Source organism: Salinivibrio sp. IB872 (assembly GCF_001995345.1).
GTDB lineage: Bacteria > Pseudomonadota > Gammaproteobacteria > Enterobacterales > Vibrionaceae > Salinivibrio > Salinivibrio proteolyticus.
In genome coordinates this window covers 73,834-90,836 of record NZ_MUFO01000014.1, presented here as the reverse complement: position 1 = coordinate 90,836, position 17,003 = coordinate 73,834, and the positions used below count along the sequence as shown (strand labels likewise).

Below are 17,003 nucleotides of genomic sequence, written 5' to 3'. Positions count from 1 at the left end.
TATCTGTATAGCCTGAATTAGGTTATATAACAGTTAAGCTAATGGGGTATGCGGACTCCAAGTATGCAGAATCAGTAAAGCTTTTTGATATAACAAATATAAAAAATACGGTTCTATTGTTATTGTTTGTGTTATTCAGTAAGCAGTTAAGAGAAAGAGTAGAATATTTTGATACAATGATGTTGTTTTACTTTTTGTCTGTGACATGGAGGATCGCATTTAATGATTTTGGCATCTTTGCTGCACGAATAGCAACTTTTTTTGGTATTGTTGAAGTTATTCTTGTTCCTACTTTGCTTTTGGTTTGTAGACAGAAGTTAGTTACAGTACTAGGCATTATCCTTTATGCTTTCTTAACATTGTATATGAATTTATACGTGAAAGAAGGTCGATTTCCTTACGAACTCGCAATTTTTTAAGGCTTATGAAGAAGAAAATACTATATATCGTCAGTACGCTTAAAAAGTCAGGACCTACTAATCAACTCTTCAATATTATTTCAAATATAGATACGAATAACTTCGAACCTATTCTTATTACACTGTCTCCTGAGCCTAACGATTCTCGCTGGTCAGATTATGAATCTTTAGGTATAGAGATGCATTCTCTGAATTTATCTCGTTTAGGTGGAGTTTTTTTAGCTAAAAGTAAGTTGAAGGCAATAATTTCTAAAATAAAGCCCGATGTGATTCATACACAAGGTATTCGTGCTGATGTTCTAAGTTCACGGTTAGAGCTATCCGCATCAACAATATCCACTATTCGAAACTTTCCTCAAATCGATTTTTCAATGACATATGGTCGAGTTATGGGGGCGTGGATGACTTGGCGGCAGATTCGAGCCTTAAAACACCTAGACCTTGTCGTTGGAGTATCTAAAGCAGTAAAAAGCAATTTAGAAAAGAACTATCAATTAAAAAATACTTCAATGGTTCAAAACGGTGTAGACACGCTGACTTATAAGCCCATTGAAGATGAAAAAAAATCTCTTTTACGTAGTAAACTAGATTTGCCAGCGGATAATAAGATTTGGGTTGTGTCAGGTGGTTTAACTGAACGAAAAGACCCGCTTTTTTTAATTGGGCTATGGAAAAAATTTATATTGAATGAAAATAATCATACTATTATTTTTATAGGGGGGGGCTCATTAGAGTCAGAGTGTAAAGAGTTGGCTAGCGAAATAGAAAGAGTAGAAATCTTAGGGGGTGTAGATAATGTGGGGGAATATTTAAAAGCTTCAGACTTTTATATTTCAGCCTCCGTGGCAGAAGGGTTACCTAATGCTGCATTAGAAGCTATGGCTTGTGGTTTACCTGTTCTACTATCTGATATTGAACCACATAAAGAAATCTATGATATGTGTCCAGAAGTAGGTTTCCTTTTCAGTTTGGGTGAAGAGAAAAACTTCTTAAAGTCTTTCAAGGCATTAATTCAATCAGATTATTCACAAAAAAAGAAAGCAGCTCTAAAATTAATTGCCACAGAACTGAGTGCGGCCAAAATGTCACACAAGTATCAGGTTATTTATAAAGACTTAATAGGTGATAAATGAAATTCTCAGTGTTGATGTCTGTTTATTTCAAAGAAGATGCTGATTGGTTGAATCAAGCGATGCGTAGTGTTTGGGATGAGCAAACTCTTAAACCTAATGAGATTGTTTTGGTTAAAGATGGTCCGTTGACACCAGAACTTGATGATGTCATTTCTATCTGGAGAGATAAGTTAGGTAATATATTACAATGTATACCTTTGGAAGAAAATGTTGGTTTGGGTGATGCATTAAATATTGGGTTGAAATACTGCTCTAATGAAATAATTGCTCGGATGGATACTGACGATATAGCTCTCCCGCAACGCTTTGAGAAACAGTTAGTTACTTTACAGCAAGAAGACGTTGATATTTGTAGTGCTTGGATTACTGAGTTTGATGTGGCTCCTTCACTTGCAACCGGTACGAGAAAGATTCCTGAATATCATGACGCCATAGCTCAATATGCAAAATTACGAAACCCTATTAATCATCCAGCAGTTATGTATAAAAAGTCAGCGGTAGAAAAAGCCGGTGGATATAGAAAGATGATGTGGTTCGAGGACTATTACCTATGGGTCAGGATGTTACTCACTGGGAGTAAGTTTTATAATATTCAGGAGCCTTTGGTACTTATGCGTGCTGGAATGGCTCAATTGGAACGACGTAGTGGTATTTCTTATGCGAAAAGTGAGTTAGCACTTCTTAATAGATTTAGGAGCCTACGTTTTTTGACTGGTTGCGAGTATTGCAAAGCGTTACTTTTAAGAATTCCTGTGCGCGTGGTGCCAGTATTTTTAGTTCGTGCTACGTATAAATATCTGAGATGATTATCATGGCTACTTAGTAGCTAGGTATATTACTTGCCGAATATGTTAAGTGGGTTCACGCGTTTTATTATAATAGACGAAAAGTATAACTGTTTTTCTGTTTATATTGAATAGTAGCCTTCACTTTACTAATGGCTATCAATTAGCTAGATAAAAACAAGGAATTGACAATGAAATATCTTGTCACTGGTGCGGCCGGGTTTATTGGTAGCGCGACAGCAGAAAAGCTTTTGGCCGCTGGCCATCATGTTATTGGTGTAGATAGCCTGAATGACTACTACGATGTATCGTTAAAGCATGCGCGCCTAGCCCGCATCGAGCACCCAAATTTTACTTTTGAACAACTTGATATTGCCGACCGCGAGAAAATGGCAGCGTTGTTCGAGACGCATCAATTTGATCGGGTGATTCACTTGGCTGCGCAAGCAGGGGTGCGTTATTCGATTGAAAATCCACATGCGTATGCGGATGCCAACTTAGTGGGGCACTTGAACGTGTTAGAAGGCTGTCGTCAAACGAAGGTAAAACATCTCATTTATGCCTCTTCGAGCTCAGTCTATGGTCTAAATGCAAAGGTACCGTTTGAAACTTCAGACTCGGTAGACCACCCCGTCTCTTTGTATGCGGCAACGAAAAAGTCGAATGAGCTTATGTCCCATAGCTACTCGCACTTGTACGATATTCCGACGACAGGACTTCGCTTCTTTACGGTATACGGCGCATGGGGTCGACCAGACATGGCGCCGTTTATTTTTACCGATAAGATTTTAAAAGGTGAAACCATTGATATTAATAACAATGGGGATATGTGGCGCGACTTCACTCACGTAGATGATATTGTTGAAGGCGTGGTGCGTATTGCGGATGTTATTCCATCACGCAACAATGATTGGACCGTTGAAGCAGGCACGCCAGCTTCTAGCTCTGCGCCTTATGCCGTCTATAATATCGGACATGGCTCGCCGGTGAATTTAATGGAATTTGTTCAATGTATTGAGCGTACTATTGGCATTGAGGCGAAAAAGAACTTCCGTGAAATGCAGCCTGGTGATGTTTATCAAACTTACGCGGATACACAAGACTTATTTAAAGCGACAGGGTATAAACCGCAAGTCTCGCTCGAGCAGGGTGTGACTGAATTGGTAGAGTGGTACAAAGCGTTTTATAAATAATATCGGCGCGTATATCTTAAAGATAAAAAAAGGAGGCTATTCGCCTCCCTTTTTTATTAGTTATCTACCCATTCCAAATAAAACTGTCTTCACTGTCAGTGCTAAGATCTTCAGTTCCATTTTCCATGTTTGATGCTTGATGTAATAGACATCATATTTGTGTTTCCAAATCGCATCTTCCACTGAGGCGCCATAAGGGTATTTAACTTGTGCCACCCCAGTGACACCCGGCTTTACAGCATGACGAAATCGATAGTATGGAATTGACTTCTCTAACTCTGCAATAAACACTTCACGTTCTGGACGTGGTCCTACCAAAGACATCTCGCCTTTAAACACGTTAATCAACTGTGGTAATTCGTCGATACGTGTTTTTCTAATAAATTTACCTACTTTAGTGACACGTGCGTCATTTTTGGTCGCCCATTGTGCGCCATTTTTTTCAGCATCATTGCGCATAGAGCGAAATTTAATCACGTTAAATTCTTTATTGTACTGGCCGGTACGCTTTTGCTTGAAGAATATAGGGCCTGGGGATTCAAGCTTGATGAGTAGTGCTGTAATCACGCCAATTGGTAAGGCGAGAAGGCCAATTGCAGTCGCAAATAACAGATCGATAGCGCGTTTTTGTAAACCATTCTTTCGCTCTGAAAGAATAGAGAATGCTTTTTGGTGCAAAAAATAGCCGCTATGAAGTAGTTCGGTTTCCGTGTAGCCAATCGTTCTATCAAAGTAGCTAACCAGTGGCTCAACCCAAGCACCCAGCTCTGTGGCACCAATTAAAAACTGTTGTTGCTCGTGTGACAAATACGCACTTTTGAAGTGACACAGTATTTTATTTTTGAAGTCACGAAGATCATAACAGTTAATACAGGCATTGAGGTCGGGGTGGCGCTTCAAGATTTTGCTGAGGGCCTCAACGTCTTCATGAGGACAATAGATAAAAACAGAACAGTGACTATAATCAGTCGTAGGGCGATAAATAAAATCAGATGTTCCCGTTTTTGGTGCCGTTGGTGTTTCTTGGGGCGTTAGTTCACGGGTCTCGGGCTCGTGATAAATCGTATCGGTCATGTTACTAGCCAAAGTAAGTTGTGTTAGTGAAAAGCTTTCCTTGTGAGTGTTATCGTATTGTTAGCATTACGTCAGAGCTGTGCTAGACTAATAATAATTGTGATCGTCTTCTACTATCACCGGAGAGCTGCTTAGCTTTTAAATGTTAATGAACGCGCAATATCTTACAGGACTAGCACCATATAATAAAGCCGAAGTGCGCTTTTAAAAGCTATACGATAGATTGTTTTTGTTGGTAATTTAAGCGCCCTCGGAAAAGCTATTAGCATTATTGTTAATTTCTCAAAAACAAAACACTAATGATGTTGTTAATAATAAAAAGCCCGCATAAAGCGGGCGGTTTTATTATTGAATAGGGCGAGTGCTCCAAGGCGAACGGGCATCTGTCATATCATAAAGTGAATATTTTCTGCCCAGTTTTTGTCCGCCATCGCGTTGTAGCGGCAGCCAAGAAATGGTTGCACGGCTGGTGTTGGGTTTAACAGACAATAAGTCGAACGGAATCGAGATGTAAAAGCCTTTGGTAAAGCTACCTTCGCCAAACTCTTCGGCAGAAAGATCAGTTTTGGTTGCAAATACGCCAGCAATGATCCCGCTATCAAACTGTTTGGAGGCATCAAACGTGACACCAATATCATCGGTGAGGTAGCGCCCCGCACTTACTTTCGCCATAGTGCCTTCAAACAGGCCAAGTGGCTCTCGCCAATATAAGGTCGCATGGCCGGTCGTAGTGCCGGTTTGAACGCGGTAATAGCGTTGGTCTTCGTCACTGTACTGACGCTCTTGGCTAAACAAGCCAAATACGGAGCTTGGATCACGCTGTTTCACATAGTTAATGTCTACCCCTAGCGCAAAGTTACTGTTGTAAGGGCGATAAAGGACTTCGCCACCCACACCGGCAAACATATCTTCAAGGTAGCCGCCGTACGCTTGGGTATACCAATTGGCGCCAAACTTATCAAAGTAGGTGAGCTGTAAATTGGTGATGCGGTAGCGCTCATCAATATACTGGCGGGTGAGTGTGCGGACTCGTTTTAAGTCTGTACCATCGGGCGGCACGGTGTAATTGAACTTGTCATAGTTATCGAACAGGTTGGCGTACACCTCGCCAGAGGCCACGATGTGATCGTTCATAAACCATTCCGCGGTTCCGAGTACCCCGACAGCATACAGATAAAAATCTTCCGCCCCACCAATCGATTGGCGCAGTTTAGGCGCAAGGCCGGCGCGGAAATTATCATCGGCATCGCCCATCAGCGCACCTTGTGGTGAGCGTGCAGCGATAGTTCCAGTCGCATCCTTGATGTCGGCGCCGACGTAATCGTAGCTCGCGATTTGCGCGTAACGGTCGGCATCAATGATGGTTTCTGTCATGGGTTGGCGATTTTTGGTTTCAATCAGCTTATAGCGGGTGGCATCAAGGCCGGTATTCGCCAGTAAGCGTGCCGCACGATCATGGGCTTCACTGCGATCTCGGTACTTATTTTGCTCGCCAGCGACGGTAATTTGTTCACCATCGTAATAAACGCGATTGTCGGTGTAACCGGCATTTTTCGCGAGCTGCTCACTTAACTGCTGCCATTCGGCCTCGCTTAACTCACGGGTTGTCGCGTTTGGGTTGTAAGTTGCTATCGGGTCGTCAAGCCAAAAAGGATCCGCTTCACTGAAGTTATTCATCAGCGTTAGTCCTGCGGTGAACGTATTCCCACGTTCATAGCTAAGGCGCATATCGGCCCAAGGCGCAAGCTGATAGACCAAGCCTACATTCCATGGCGAGTCGGCTGGCAGTGATACGCCTTCTCTAGAGGTTGGAAAATCTGAGCGATAGTCATTGCCATCGTATTCAAGCTTGAGCGACAGGGGGGCAAAAGGAGTTTGATATTCTACGCCGCCAAACAGTGCCACACAGCCTGTAAACATACGATCAAGGTCGACGTTGCCGCCAGTCCCCGTATAACCGGTATTACGATCGCAATCGTTGCCAAGGGTTTTATCGCCGCGTAGGTTGGCACGGTTGCCTAAATATCCCCAACCCACTCCCAGGGTAAAGTCAAAGGGGCCGGCGCGTTTGGAGCCCACGATGTATTCGCCGTCAAATAAGCCGGTACCGCCTAAGTCACGCACCCCAACTGCTAGTTCAGGCAGCCAGTAGCTTTCGTTCAGCAAAGTGAGCTTGGCATCGATACTTTTATCGGTATAGCTATTGTCGTCGCTAAAGTCGGGGTTGGGGCTATACAGCACATCGTGCACTTGGCTATAGCGAATGGTCGTTTCTAGCCAAGGAAACAGTTGCAGTGACGCATGATAGTGCAGGTAATCTTCGTTGTAGGTGGTGCCTAGGCTAAACCCCCCCTCGGGCGCGGTACGAGCCGAGGGCATTTGCATTAAGCCAACACCGCCAAAGTCTGTTTGTGAATACGAAAGACTGGGATACGAAAAACTGTCTGCATGCGCGGAATATGCACAGATCAATGCGGCTGCTAGAGCAGAATGGGTAAATACAGCGGTTTTCATTCTGGAAGCCTGTTACTGAGATAGTCGAGAACAAGTTGATTGGCATCAACCGTGTCAGGATAGGACGCCAGTCCTTTTACTGGCAGGGGCAGGTAGACCACCGCACCCGGCGCAATATCTTGGTGTGATGCATTCCAATATGCGATAGCGTGTTTTTCAATCGCGCCATCAGGTTGTACCACCCAAGCGTAAGATTTGCCCAGTGTATTGGCATTGGCGTGATCGAGATAATCAGCCGCACCTTGTCGCACTTTCCAAGGGTATTGACCGGGAGCCGCGACGTTACCCAATACCCATACATGATCGGGACGCTGAGGAAAGACGAGTCGCCACTGGCCATCTAAACGCGGGTTTTTACTGATGTCGACGCGCGTGAGATCAGGGTCGAGTGAGACTTTGGCACGACGCTCCACGGTAAATGTTTTCAGCGTGCGGACCAGTTGTCGCCAGCGTTGCTGGGGCTGGCCGGTTTGGATGATCACTTGGTTCTCAGCGGCAGCCATCGCTGTTAGTGCGAGGCGGCTAGGTAGGGTAATGTCGTACAAGCCCGCGCCGGGCCAGTAAACATCGGCGATGTTGGTTTGAGTGCGTTTGAGCGCTTCCATCACCGCATCGCTGAGTCGTGGCGGCGTGTCGTAGTCGATGGTCTGATCGCCAACGGTGATTTGATGTTGCAGCGGGGCAGGCTGTGCGATCGCCTGTGGTGACAATATCAACCCAACGGCCATACTGCTCAAGAGCACGAGATTAAAAAAACACCGAATGATGGGGTGAGACGAGGTTTTAAAAAAGTCTAATGTCATTGACTGATTCGTCATTTTATTGCGCCCCCTGATACGCTTTTAGGAAGCTGATGCTTATCGCGTCCATATTGGGAGCGGGGAACTGAATGGTTTTGAGCACTTTTCCTGAGGTTGGCGCAAGCCAATACTGATTGGTGTAAGTGTGATCCAGTGCGGCGATAGTGACGGTTTCTTCAAAGAAAACAGCATCACGCATGATGCCATTAATGGCTACTTGGTCCGCGCCTTTGTTTTCAAAGGTGCTCGATGCGTTGTAGCCGAAATGATAACCGGGGACAAAGTCGATGCGAAATTGCCAGTTAGCAGGCGTCGTCGGGTTAAGCAGACCGAGCGCGAGTGGGTCGGGTGTGTCACTGTCGAGCTTGGCTAAATTGGTCCCAGGAAGTTTTAATGTTTTAACAATACGACCAGAGACAGTTTCAATCACCTCGCTGTCGGCAGACATCCATTTTAACGCGGTTTGGTTGTGCGAGAAGGGCTCAGCGTAGGCTAAGACCAAAAAACCGCGTGGGCCATCTCCTAAGCGTGCATAGATACTGGCATAGGGCAAGGCTTGGATCTCTTCTTGGCTGTATTGCGCGTCTGGGAAGCCTTTGTATAGCAGGCTATAAGTGTCGGCTAAGTTGCTGGCTTGCTGTGTACAGCCGCTAAGCGTGAGAAAAAGTAACGTGGAGAAAAAAAGCTTGAAGTGTGTCATGTGGGTAGATACGTCGAGGTTTAAGCAAAAAACAGCCGCCCGAAAGCGGCTGTTGGGTTGAGCATCACGATTACTGAGAAACAGTCGTTGTGGTGCCAGTGGTACCAGTAGTACCGCTGTCGCCCGCTGCTGCAACCACTGAACCGACTGCTGCTACAGCGGCGGTACCAGCTGCGACTGCACCGATGCCTAGACCACCAAATGCAGCTGAACCTGCACCTGCAGCACCTGCCGCGCCTGCTCCTGCAGCGCCAGCAGTACCGGCTGTGCCTGCGCTTGCTGAAGTGGCAGCACCGCTTGCGCTAGCACTGCTGCTACCTGCTGCGGTTGAGCTTGACGCTTCACCGGCAGCCATGGCGCTTGCAGCAAACAGCATGGCAATAATGCCCGTTGCTACTTTTTTCATAATTCTCTCCATGGAAGATTTGCTTAAACAACGTCTACTAATGCAGACAGAGCATTAACCTAACGATTTAACTTTAGCTTGTAAATGCAAAGTCTACGTCTTTTGCGCATTCTGCCATAAATATCGATAAGTTACAGCAGTATTATATCTTGCGGTCGGGCTTTGAGATGAAATCTGGTGGGGTTTATTTCATTCACTAATGTCTGTATTATCCGCATTCTGACATCACTGGGCATAGACCCAGTACCACTTTTTGTCCAAAAAATTGGCTATTTATTGTTCAGTTTGACTCTGCAAATGCGTGTGAAAAGCATTTTTGTCCAGAAGACAACAATAACAAGCCTTTGAATTAAAAGTATTTCAGCGGAATAAACAACAAAAATTAGGATGACGTTGTGCTAAAACCTATTTGTTTTGTCGCTATGAGCTCACTGGCTCTGGCAGGATGTACAATGCCGGGTTCTCATTTTGATCCGAGCGATAAAAATATCGTGGGCCAGCCCGCTGAGGATTTATCTACTCAGGTAAATATCTATCCACTGACTCCGTCTTATATCAAGCAGCTTAATAGCCAGCGTGCTCGCGCGCTGGCGCAGGTGAACCCTGAACTGGATTCACAAATTCAAAACTATGAATATCGCATTGGTCCCGGTGATGTCCTGAATGTCACTATTTGGGATCACCCTGAGCTGACCATTCCAGCCGGCTCTTACCGTAGCTCGGCTGAAGCGGGTAACTGGGTACACGCTGATGGCACCATTTTCTATCCATACATCGGTCAAGTTGCCGTCGCGGGTAAAACGGTACAAGAAGTGCGCGATGATATTGCTAAGCGTTTGGCGACTTATATTGAAAAACCGCAAGTTGATGTCAACGTGGCGGCGTTTCGCTCGCAAAAATCTTATATCACGGGTGAAGTGAAAAAGCCGGGCTATCAAGCGATCACGAATATTCCAACCACCATTTTGGATGCGGTCAACCGAGCTGGTGGGATCACCGAGTTTGCAGATTGGCGCAATGTCACCTTGACCAAACGCGGCGAAGAAGAAAGTGTGTCTTTGTATGCATTAATGCAAAAAGGCGACTTAACCCAAAACCGCTTACTCAAAGACGGTGATATCTTGCACATCCCTCGTAATGATGGCCAGAAAGTCTTTGTGCTTGGAGAAGTGAACGATCCGAAAATGCTGAAGATTGATCGTACCGGCATGAGCTTGACTGAAGCCTTAACCTCTGTGGGTGGCATAGACGAGCTAGAAGCCGATGCAACTGGTATTTTTGTGATTCGTAGTACAGCTCGTCAGACGCCAAACAGCCCACGTTACGACAAATCTGAGCCCGTTGCGGATGTGTTCCAGTTGAATGTTAAAGATGCGACTGCCTTGGCGGTCGGCACTGAATTTGATTTACAGCCGTATGATGTGGTTTATGTAACCGCCGCCCCGATTGCGCGTTGGAACCGTGTCATCCGTTCACTGCTGCCAACTATCTCTGGCTTTAATGAGCTGACCGAAGGTGCGCTTCGTGTCGATACTTGGCCACGATAAGCGAGTACGTCATGTTTAATAAGATTCTTGTCGTGTGTGTTGGTAACATCTGCCGCTCTCCAACTGGAGAGCGGCTATTACGCCAAGGCTTACCGACTAAAACCATTGATTCTGCGGGTGTCGGTGCWTTAGTTGGCAAACCGGCCAACGAACAGGCATCACGTATTGCTGCCAAGCATGGAGTAGATTTAGGCGGTCACGAAGCTCGACAGCTGACCGCATCGATGTGCCATGAATATGATTTGATCCTGSTGATGGAATCGAAGCACAAAGAAGACGTGTGTCGCATAGCCCCCGAAGCCCGAGGGAAGACCATGCTATTTGGTCACTACCTGACGCAAACGAAAGATATTCCAGACCCTTATCGCCAAAGCGATGAGGCGTTTGATTATGCGTACGATTTGATCGCCCAAGCGGCACAAAAATGGTGTGATGTACTGCGTTAACCGGGCCCTCTGCGTTGCTGCAGTGGTCATAACGGGAAAGTGAGTGCCTTAGAGGACCCAAGAGCATAAAATGAACCAAAATATAAAAAATACAGCGTCATCAGACGATGAGATTGATCTAAGTAAACTGCTTGGCCATTTGATTGATGGCAAATGGATAATTGTTGCCTGTACCTTGTTGTTTGCTGTGGTGGGAGTGGCGTTCGCGATCTTAGCGACTCCAATCTACAAAGCAGATGCATTGATCCAAGTCGAGCAAAAAGAGGGTGGCATGTCGTCGCTACTCGGTGAAGGGGCGAGTGGTTTGTTTGCCACCGACAGCTCGGCGAGTACTGAAATTGAGCTGATCCGCTCACGCATGGTGTTAGGCCAAACGGTCGATAAGTTTAATCTTACCACTGTGGCGTCGCCGGACTATTTTCCTTTGGTAGGCAAGGGGATGGCACGCCTCACTGGCGACCAAAATCAGATTGCGATCAGCCGGTTCGAGATCCCTCAAGATTATCAGCAGCAACCCTTTCATCTAACCGTTGATGCCCCGGGGCAATACTCGCTGTATAACAGTGATGATGAACTTGTTCTGAAAGGGCAAGTGGGCAAAGCGGCAATCAATAACGATTTTCATCTATTTGTTACTGAGCTTACCGCTGACCAAGGTGACTCGTTCACGGTGTCTAAAATGAGCCGTCTGCGCGCCATTAAAGCGATCCAAGACGAGTTGTCCGTTAGTGAGCGTGGTAAGCAAACCGGTATTTTGACGCTTTCCTATCAAGGGGAAGATAAAGCCCTGATTGAAAAAGTGCTCAGCGACATTGCGCAAAACTATTTTWTGCAAAACGTGAAGCGTGATGCGGCGGAAGCGGAAAAAAGCTTAGAGTTTTTGAAAGGGCATTTGCCTGGGGTGAAAGCCGAGCTGACGACAGCAGAAAACAAGCTCAACAAATTCCGCCAAGAAAACGACTCGGTTGATTTGTCGCTAGAAGCGAAAGCCTCACTTGACACTATGCTGTCGGTGGAAAAACAGCTCAACGAGCTTACGTTCAAAGAAAGCGAGTTGGCGCAAAAATTCACCAAGGAACACCCGGCCTACTTAGCCTTGTTGGATAAGCGTCAAACCTTGCTGGGCGAGAAAAAGCGTGTTGAAGCCCAAACACAAAAGCTTCCCAAAACGCAGCGTGAAATTTTACGTCTGACTCGTGATGTTGAGGTGAATCAAGCCATTTACGTGCAGCTTTTAAACAAGGTGCAAGAGCTCAACATCATGAAGGCGAGTACCGTTGGTAACGTGCGTATTATTGACGATGCGCAAACCTTTGAGCTGCCGGTTAAACCGAAAAAGCCGCTTATTGCTGTGATTGCAACCTTGCTTGGCGGTATGATCGGTGTTGGTGTGGTGCTATTAAAAGCGGCGTTCCATCGTGGTGTTGAAAACCCAGACGATGTTGAAGCCATTGGCTTGCCCGTCTATGCCAGTGTACCACTTTCCGAAACCCAGCAAGAGATAGAAAAGAAACGCCAGAAAAAGGCGCTGCATACAGCCGGTGAAAGCTTGCTTGCTTCCGCGAATCCGGCGGACTTGTCTATTGAGGCATTGCGTGGTCTGCGAACCAGCTTGCATTTTGCGATGATGGAAGCCTCAAACAATATCTTGATGTTCTCGGGACCAAGTCCCGGCATCGGTAAGTCGTTTGTTTCTGCCAATATGGCGGGTGTGTTGGCGAAAAGCGGACAGCGCGTGCTGGTGATTGATGCGGATATGCGCAAAGGCTTCTTGCATCAGCAGTTTAGTAAAAAGGCAGACAACGGACTTTCCGACTATCTAGCTGGCAAGCTCGATATTGACGGCGTTGTGCAAAAGCAGATCCTAGAAAACTTGGATGTGATGACGCGTGGTCAGGTGCCGCCGAACCCGTCAGAACTACTGATGCATCCGCGTTTTAAAGAGCTGCTCGATTGGGCAAGTTCGCACTATGACATTGTGATTGTTGATACACCGCCGGTATTGGCGGTGACAGATGCCGCGATTGTTGGTGCTCACGCGGGAACAACCTTGCTGGTGGGACGCTTTAGTGTGAACCCGATTAAAGAAATTGAAGTCACTAAACAGCGTTTTGAGCAAGCCGGCGTAAACGTAAAAGGCTTCGTACTCAATGGGGTCGTGCGTAAAGCCGCAAGCACCTACGGTGGGAACTACGGCTACTACAACTACAGCTATCAGTAAGTTACCCCTCTCTATGCAGCAGGCAATGTGTTGATGCATTGCCTGTTTTTTTTCTAACGGAACACTGAACGATTCCGAACAATAACAAATGTTAGACAGCTAGGAGCGAACATGATCAAGCACTGCTTATTCCCTGCAGCAGGCTATGGCACGCGTTTTTTACCGGCCACCAAATCTATGCCTAAAGAAATGATGCCGATTGTGAATAAGCCTTTGATTGAATACGGCGTTGATGAAGCCATTCAAGCTGGCGTAAAACATATGGGCATTGTGACTGGTCGCGGCAAGCATGCCTTGATGGATCATTTCGATAAAAACTACGAACTCGAGCATCAAATCAGCGGCACCAAAAAAGAAGCCTTGCTGACAGACGTGCGTGCGCTGATCCAATCTGCTTCATACACCTATATTCGCCAAAACGAAATGAAAGGGTTAGGCCACGCGATTCTCACGGGCAAACAGTTGGTGGGGGACAATCCGTTCGCCGTCGTTCTTGCTGACGACCTTTGCTTGAATCTTGGTGGTGACACTGTGCTTAAGCAAATGGTGGAGCTATACAACCACTATCGTTGCTCGATTGTGGCGGTGCAACGTGTTCCCGAAACTGAGACGCATAAGTACGGGGTAATTAGCGGCAGCAAGTTAGAATCAGGTTTGTTCCGGGTGGACAACATGGTCGAAAAACCCGCGCCAGAAGAGGCACCGAGTAATATGGCAATCATAGGTCGCTATATTCTGACGCCGGATATTTTTGAGATTTTGGAAAACACGCAGCCAGGCAAAGGTGGCGAAATCCAAATCACTGACGCCTTACTCGAACAAGCGAAACGCGGCTGTGTGCTTGCGTATGAATTTGAGGGCGAGCGATTCGATTGTGGTTCGGTTGAAGGCTACATTGAAGCCACAAATTACGCGTATCAGCATGTATATCTTGGTAAGCCAACCGAAAGCGCTGAGCAACGCCAAGAGACACCTGTCCCCGCGTAACGCAAGACCTTTTCAATTGACCGATTATGGCGCCTTAATGGCGCCTTTTTCATGCTCATTTTATGAGGACACACATTTTATGAGGACAGACACTTTTATGACCGCTTATGGGGACACACGCATATGGCGCATATGGGGACAGACACATTTTATAAATGTCGCATATCACTCGAAATTGTGGTTTTATCTTGGCTATCTTTCCGATTAGGAGGCGCTTATGGGGACAGGCACTTTTATAAAAGTCATTTTATGAGGACAGACACTCTTTCGTCGCTTTTTCGTTTAATGTTTATTGCGTTTATAGGGACAGATACTTTTATGGCGCTTATGGGGACAGGCACTTTTATAAAAGTCGCATATCACTCGAAACTGTGGTTTTATCTTGGCTATCTTTCCGTTTAGTGGTCTTATACTAGCGTTGAGAGATTGGCAATTTTAACGACGCCTTGGCGTGATAGAGTGTAATGATAAGGGGGCAATGATGACTAAGCTTTTACTACCAGCATTGGTAGCGATGATGATTACCGGTTGCGTGAGTCAACCCACCTCAGACGTTGTTGATACATTGATAAGCAAGACATGGGTAGTAGAGGATCTAAACAACCAAGGTATCATCGACAACTCACGTATTACGCTAGATTTTAACAATGAAGGGCGAGTAGCCGGTATAGCCAGTTGTAATCGGTATTTTGCAGGCTATTCGATTGATAATCGCGCGATCAAGGTTGAGCAAGCTGCTTCTACGATGATGGCATGCTCCGATGCGTTGATGACGCAAGAAAATCACTTCCTAGATACACTGCAAAGTGTTCACTCTTTTGATATTGATGGCACAGGTGCACTGATACTGAGCGGAGACAACATTCGCATCTTGGCACGCTAGTTTAAGACGGTTCACCGGCTTCTGATGGTGGGCGAATGAGGTAAATAATGACTGATAGGCCTACTAAAAACATCGTCCCCGAGCGTGACCAGCGGCGGTTTGCGGTATCGGCTAACCGGAGCAAAGCGAGTCATCGTATTCGCTACGTGGAGTCGGGTGGCGCCTCGGTGGATAATGATGAGTGCACATTTTGCCAAGCGGTGCCGAGTGAATCACAGGAAGCAGACAAAGGTGCCGGACACGATAATTAACTAAATTAAATTAATAAATTAACGGGACAGGCACTTTTTCTGCTTTTCATTAACTCTCATCCATCGTTTATTGGGCGCAAGATATTCTCGGGACAGGCACCTCACTTTTTCCGCAACGCGCAAAACTGTACTGCCAACACAGGCTGTGTGATTTACCTCTCCCTTTGCTAATGACTCCAATATCAATAGTCGATCTTTCTCACATCTGTGATGTTTACAGATGGTGAAACTTTTCTTTCATCTGCATTATTCGCCCATATCGAAACGTTTCGATGGTGTTTTTCCTGAGGGAAAACGCTGATCATAAGAAAACGTGCCAGCGCACAGTGAGCGCTGATTAAGTCCATCGTGAGTGAGAAGGTGATGAATGAATAAGCATGGTTTGCTCCATCCAGAGCTGGCACGGCTCGTAACCCAAATTGGACACACCGATGAATTGACGGTGTGTGATGCGGGGCTGCCGATCCCCAACTCGGTGTCGCGTATTGATTTGGCGCTGACCCAAGGGGTGCCGAGCTTTATGCAGACGGTCGAGGCGGTGTTAACTCACACCTGCATTGAGTCGGTGGTGATTGCGGAAGAGCTTGCAGCAGTTAGCCCAGCGCTGCACCAAGCCTTGCTTGCGCGACTAGAGCAAGAGAGTACTGCGCGTCAGCAGCCGATCACTGTGACCACGATCAGTCACGAGGCGTTTAAAGCACGCACGGTGCAGAGTAAAGCGGTGGTGCGCACCGGAGAGTGTACGCCTTATGCCAATGTTATTTTCCAAGCCGGTGTCACCTTTTAGGTGGGCCTAAGCGAGTAACCACAATGACGCAACCTATCTTACAACTCCGCCAAGTCGTAAAAACCTTTCCCGGGGTGCGTGCCCTCGATGAGGCGAGCTTAAATGTCTATCCCGGTGAGGTAATGGCGCTACTCGGCGAGAACGGCGCGGGCAAGTCCACCTTGATGAAGGTCCTCACCGGGATTTATTACGCCGACAGTGGCGATGTGAACTATCAAGGTGAGCCGGTCTCTTTTAAAGGTCCGCGTGATTCGCAGCACGCGGGGATCAGTATTATTCACCAAGAGCTCAATTTGATCCCAGAGCTGACCATTGCAGAGAACATTTTTTTGGGCCGCGAGTTTACTAACCGGTTTGGCAAGATTGACTGGACCAAGATGGTGGAAGAGGCCGATAAGCTGTTGGCACGTTTAAATGTGAAAGCCCGCAGCACTGTGCCACTTGGCAGCTTGAGCTTGGGCGAGCAGCAAATGGTGGAAATTGCCAAAGCGCTGTCGTTTGAGTCGCAGGTGATCATTATGGACGAACCGACCGATGCCTTGACCGACACGGAAACCGCCTCGCTGTTTGCGGTGATCAACGAGCTGCGAGCACAAGGCTGCGGCATTGTTTATATCTCTCATCGACTAAAAGAAATTTTTGAGATTTGCGATCGGATCACTGTGTTACGCGACGGCAAGTTTATTGGTGAGTGTCCCGTGAGTGATACCGATGAAGACGGCCTGATTGAAATGATGGTGGGCCGCAAACTCGCCGAACAATACCCGCGAAGCGATGTCACCCCTGATGGGATAAGCCTTGAGGTGGAAAATGTCAGCGGTCACGGGGTGGCAGAGGTGAGTTTTCAGCTACACCGC

Annotated in this window: 17 protein-coding genes; 12 read left to right on the top strand and 5 right to left on the bottom strand. The window is 46.5% G+C overall.

The genetic code is table 11. The features are described 5' to 3' along the window. Positions 1-41 precede the first annotated feature (41 nt). The 4 genes from BZJ18_RS17785 to BZJ18_RS08025 all read left to right on the top strand — a co-directional run bounded on the left by BZJ18_RS17785 (position 42) and on the right by BZJ18_RS08025 (position 3,530). On the top strand, positions 42-419 hold the full coding sequence (locus tag BZJ18_RS17785) for an EpsG family protein (protein ID WP_077456033.1): 378 nt from the start codon (positions 42-44) through the stop codon (positions 417-419). A 5-nt stretch (positions 420-424) separates the two neighbouring features. Continuing rightward, entirely contained in the window at positions 425-1,552 is a 1,128-nt protein-coding gene (locus BZJ18_RS08035) for a glycosyltransferase (RefSeq protein WP_077456032.1), read from the top strand. Beyond that, positions 1,549-2,358: a glycosyltransferase gene (locus tag BZJ18_RS08030; RefSeq protein WP_077456031.1), complete on the top strand. Its 810-nt coding sequence runs from the start codon at positions 1,549-1,551 to the stop codon at positions 2,356-2,358. The genes BZJ18_RS08035 and BZJ18_RS08030 overlap by 4 nt, the downstream gene beginning before the upstream one ends. A gap of 170 nt (positions 2,359-2,528) precedes the next feature. After that, positions 2,529-3,530: an NAD-dependent epimerase gene (locus BZJ18_RS08025; RefSeq protein ID WP_077456030.1), complete on the top strand. Its 1,002-nt coding sequence runs from the start codon at positions 2,529-2,531 to the stop codon at positions 3,528-3,530. A gap of 60 nt (positions 3,531-3,590) precedes the next feature. Here BZJ18_RS08025 and BZJ18_RS08020 read toward each other — a convergent pair whose 3' ends face one another. The 5 genes from BZJ18_RS08020 to BZJ18_RS17275 form a co-directional block, all read right to left on the bottom strand. Then, the gene (locus BZJ18_RS08020; RefSeq protein ID WP_077456029.1) at positions 3,591-4,604 is read right to left on the bottom strand and encodes a sugar transferase; all 1,014 of its coding nucleotides are present in this window, start codon (positions 4,602-4,604) and stop codon (positions 3,591-3,593) included. 345 nt (positions 4,605-4,949) lie between these two features. Further along, positions 4,950-7,118 (bottom strand): YjbH domain-containing protein, encoded by a 2,169-nt coding sequence (locus BZJ18_RS08015; protein WP_077456028.1) that lies wholly within the window; start codon positions 7,116-7,118, stop codon positions 4,950-4,952. After that, positions 7,115-7,846, bottom strand: a complete 732-nt coding sequence (locus BZJ18_RS08010; protein ID WP_158011267.1) for a capsule biosynthesis GfcC family protein — start codon at positions 7,844-7,846, stop codon at positions 7,115-7,117. Before BZJ18_RS08010 ends, BZJ18_RS08015 begins: the two co-directional genes overlap by 4 nt. Before the next feature lie 91 nt (positions 7,847-7,937). Further along, a complete protein-coding gene (locus BZJ18_RS08005) occupies positions 7,938-8,618 on the bottom strand; it encodes a YjbF family lipoprotein (RefSeq protein ID WP_077456026.1) in 681 nt (226 codons plus the stop codon). 70 nt (positions 8,619-8,688) lie between these two features. Next, the gene (locus BZJ18_RS17275; RefSeq protein WP_077456025.1) at positions 8,689-9,024 is read right to left on the bottom strand and encodes a hypothetical protein; all 336 of its coding nucleotides are present in this window, start codon (positions 9,022-9,024) and stop codon (positions 8,689-8,691) included. 395 nt (positions 9,025-9,419) lie between these two features. On the opposite strand from BZJ18_RS17275, the gene BZJ18_RS07995 reads away from it, so the two are divergent. The 8 genes from BZJ18_RS07995 to BZJ18_RS17565 form a co-directional block, all read left to right on the top strand. Continuing rightward, positions 9,420-10,571: a polysaccharide export protein gene (locus BZJ18_RS07995; RefSeq protein WP_371414225.1), complete on the top strand. Its 1,152-nt coding sequence runs from the start codon at positions 9,420-9,422 to the stop codon at positions 10,569-10,571. A gap of 11 nt (positions 10,572-10,582) precedes the next feature. Beyond that, positions 10,583-11,017: an arsenate reductase/protein-tyrosine-phosphatase family protein gene (locus BZJ18_RS07990; RefSeq protein ID WP_077456023.1), complete on the top strand. Its 435-nt coding sequence runs from the start codon at positions 10,583-10,585 to the stop codon at positions 11,015-11,017. A 70-nt stretch (positions 11,018-11,087) separates the two neighbouring features. After that, on the top strand, positions 11,088-13,238 hold the full coding sequence (locus BZJ18_RS07985) for a polysaccharide biosynthesis tyrosine autokinase (protein ID WP_077456022.1): 2,151 nt from the start codon (positions 11,088-11,090) through the stop codon (positions 13,236-13,238). Between the two features lie 111 nt (positions 13,239-13,349). Beyond that, entirely contained in the window at positions 13,350-14,225 is an 876-nt protein-coding gene (galU, locus tag BZJ18_RS07980) for a UTP--glucose-1-phosphate uridylyltransferase GalU (protein WP_077456021.1), read from the top strand. Positions 14,226-14,706: 481 nt separating this feature from the next. Beyond that, positions 14,707-15,108 carry an META domain-containing protein gene (locus BZJ18_RS07975; RefSeq protein ID WP_198532216.1) on the top strand — a complete coding sequence of 134 codons (402 nt, stop codon included), beginning with the start codon at positions 14,707-14,709 and terminating at the stop codon, positions 15,106-15,108. 47 nt (positions 15,109-15,155) lie between these two features. Further along, entirely contained in the window at positions 15,156-15,359 is a 204-nt protein-coding gene (locus tag BZJ18_RS07970) for a hypothetical protein (protein WP_077456019.1), read from the top strand. A gap of 367 nt (positions 15,360-15,726) precedes the next feature. Beyond that, positions 15,727-16,146, top strand: coding sequence for a D-ribose pyranase (gene rbsD / locus BZJ18_RS07965; protein WP_077456018.1), 420 nt, complete (start codon positions 15,727-15,729; stop codon positions 16,144-16,146). Between the two features lie 23 nt (positions 16,147-16,169). Next, a partial coding sequence (locus tag BZJ18_RS17565; RefSeq protein WP_241824935.1) for an ATP-binding cassette domain-containing protein occupies positions 16,170-17,003 on the top strand: 834 nt, incomplete at its 3' end.

Coding starts and splice junctions, on each gene's coding strand:
- BZJ18_RS17785 (WP_077456033.1), top strand. CDS start 42: ATGGGGTATGCGGACTCCAAGTATGCAGAATCAGTAAAGCTTTTTGAT.
- BZJ18_RS08035 (WP_077456032.1), top strand. CDS start 425: ATGAAGAAGAAAATACTATATATCGTCAGTACGCTTAAAAAGTCAGGA.
- BZJ18_RS08030 (WP_077456031.1), top strand. CDS start 1,549: ATGAAATTCTCAGTGTTGATGTCTGTTTATTTCAAAGAAGATGCTGAT.
- BZJ18_RS08025 (WP_077456030.1), top strand. CDS start 2,529: ATGAAATATCTTGTCACTGGTGCGGCCGGGTTTATTGGTAGCGCGACA.
- BZJ18_RS08020 (WP_077456029.1), bottom strand. CDS start 4,604: ATGACCGATACGATTTATCACGAGCCCGAGACCCGTGAACTAACGCCC.
- BZJ18_RS08015 (WP_077456028.1), bottom strand. CDS start 7,118: ATGAAAACCGCTGTATTTACCCATTCTGCTCTAGCAGCCGCATTGATC.
- BZJ18_RS08010 (WP_158011267.1), bottom strand. CDS start 7,846: ATGGCCGTTGGGTTGATATTGTCACCACAGGCGATCGCACAGCCTGCC.
- BZJ18_RS08005 (WP_077456026.1), bottom strand. CDS start 8,618: ATGACACACTTCAAGCTTTTTTTCTCCACGTTACTTTTTCTCACGCTT.
- BZJ18_RS17275 (WP_077456025.1), bottom strand. CDS start 9,024: ATGAAAAAAGTAGCAACGGGCATTATTGCCATGCTGTTTGCTGCAAGC.
- galU (WP_077456021.1), top strand. CDS start 13,350: ATGATCAAGCACTGCTTATTCCCTGCAGCAGGCTATGGCACGCGTTTT.
- BZJ18_RS07975 (WP_198532216.1), top strand. CDS start 14,707: ATGACTAAGCTTTTACTACCAGCATTGGTAGCGATGATGATTACCGGT.
- BZJ18_RS07970 (WP_077456019.1), top strand. CDS start 15,156: ATGACTGATAGGCCTACTAAAAACATCGTCCCCGAGCGTGACCAGCGG.
- rbsD (WP_077456018.1), top strand. CDS start 15,727: ATGAATAAGCATGGTTTGCTCCATCCAGAGCTGGCACGGCTCGTAACC.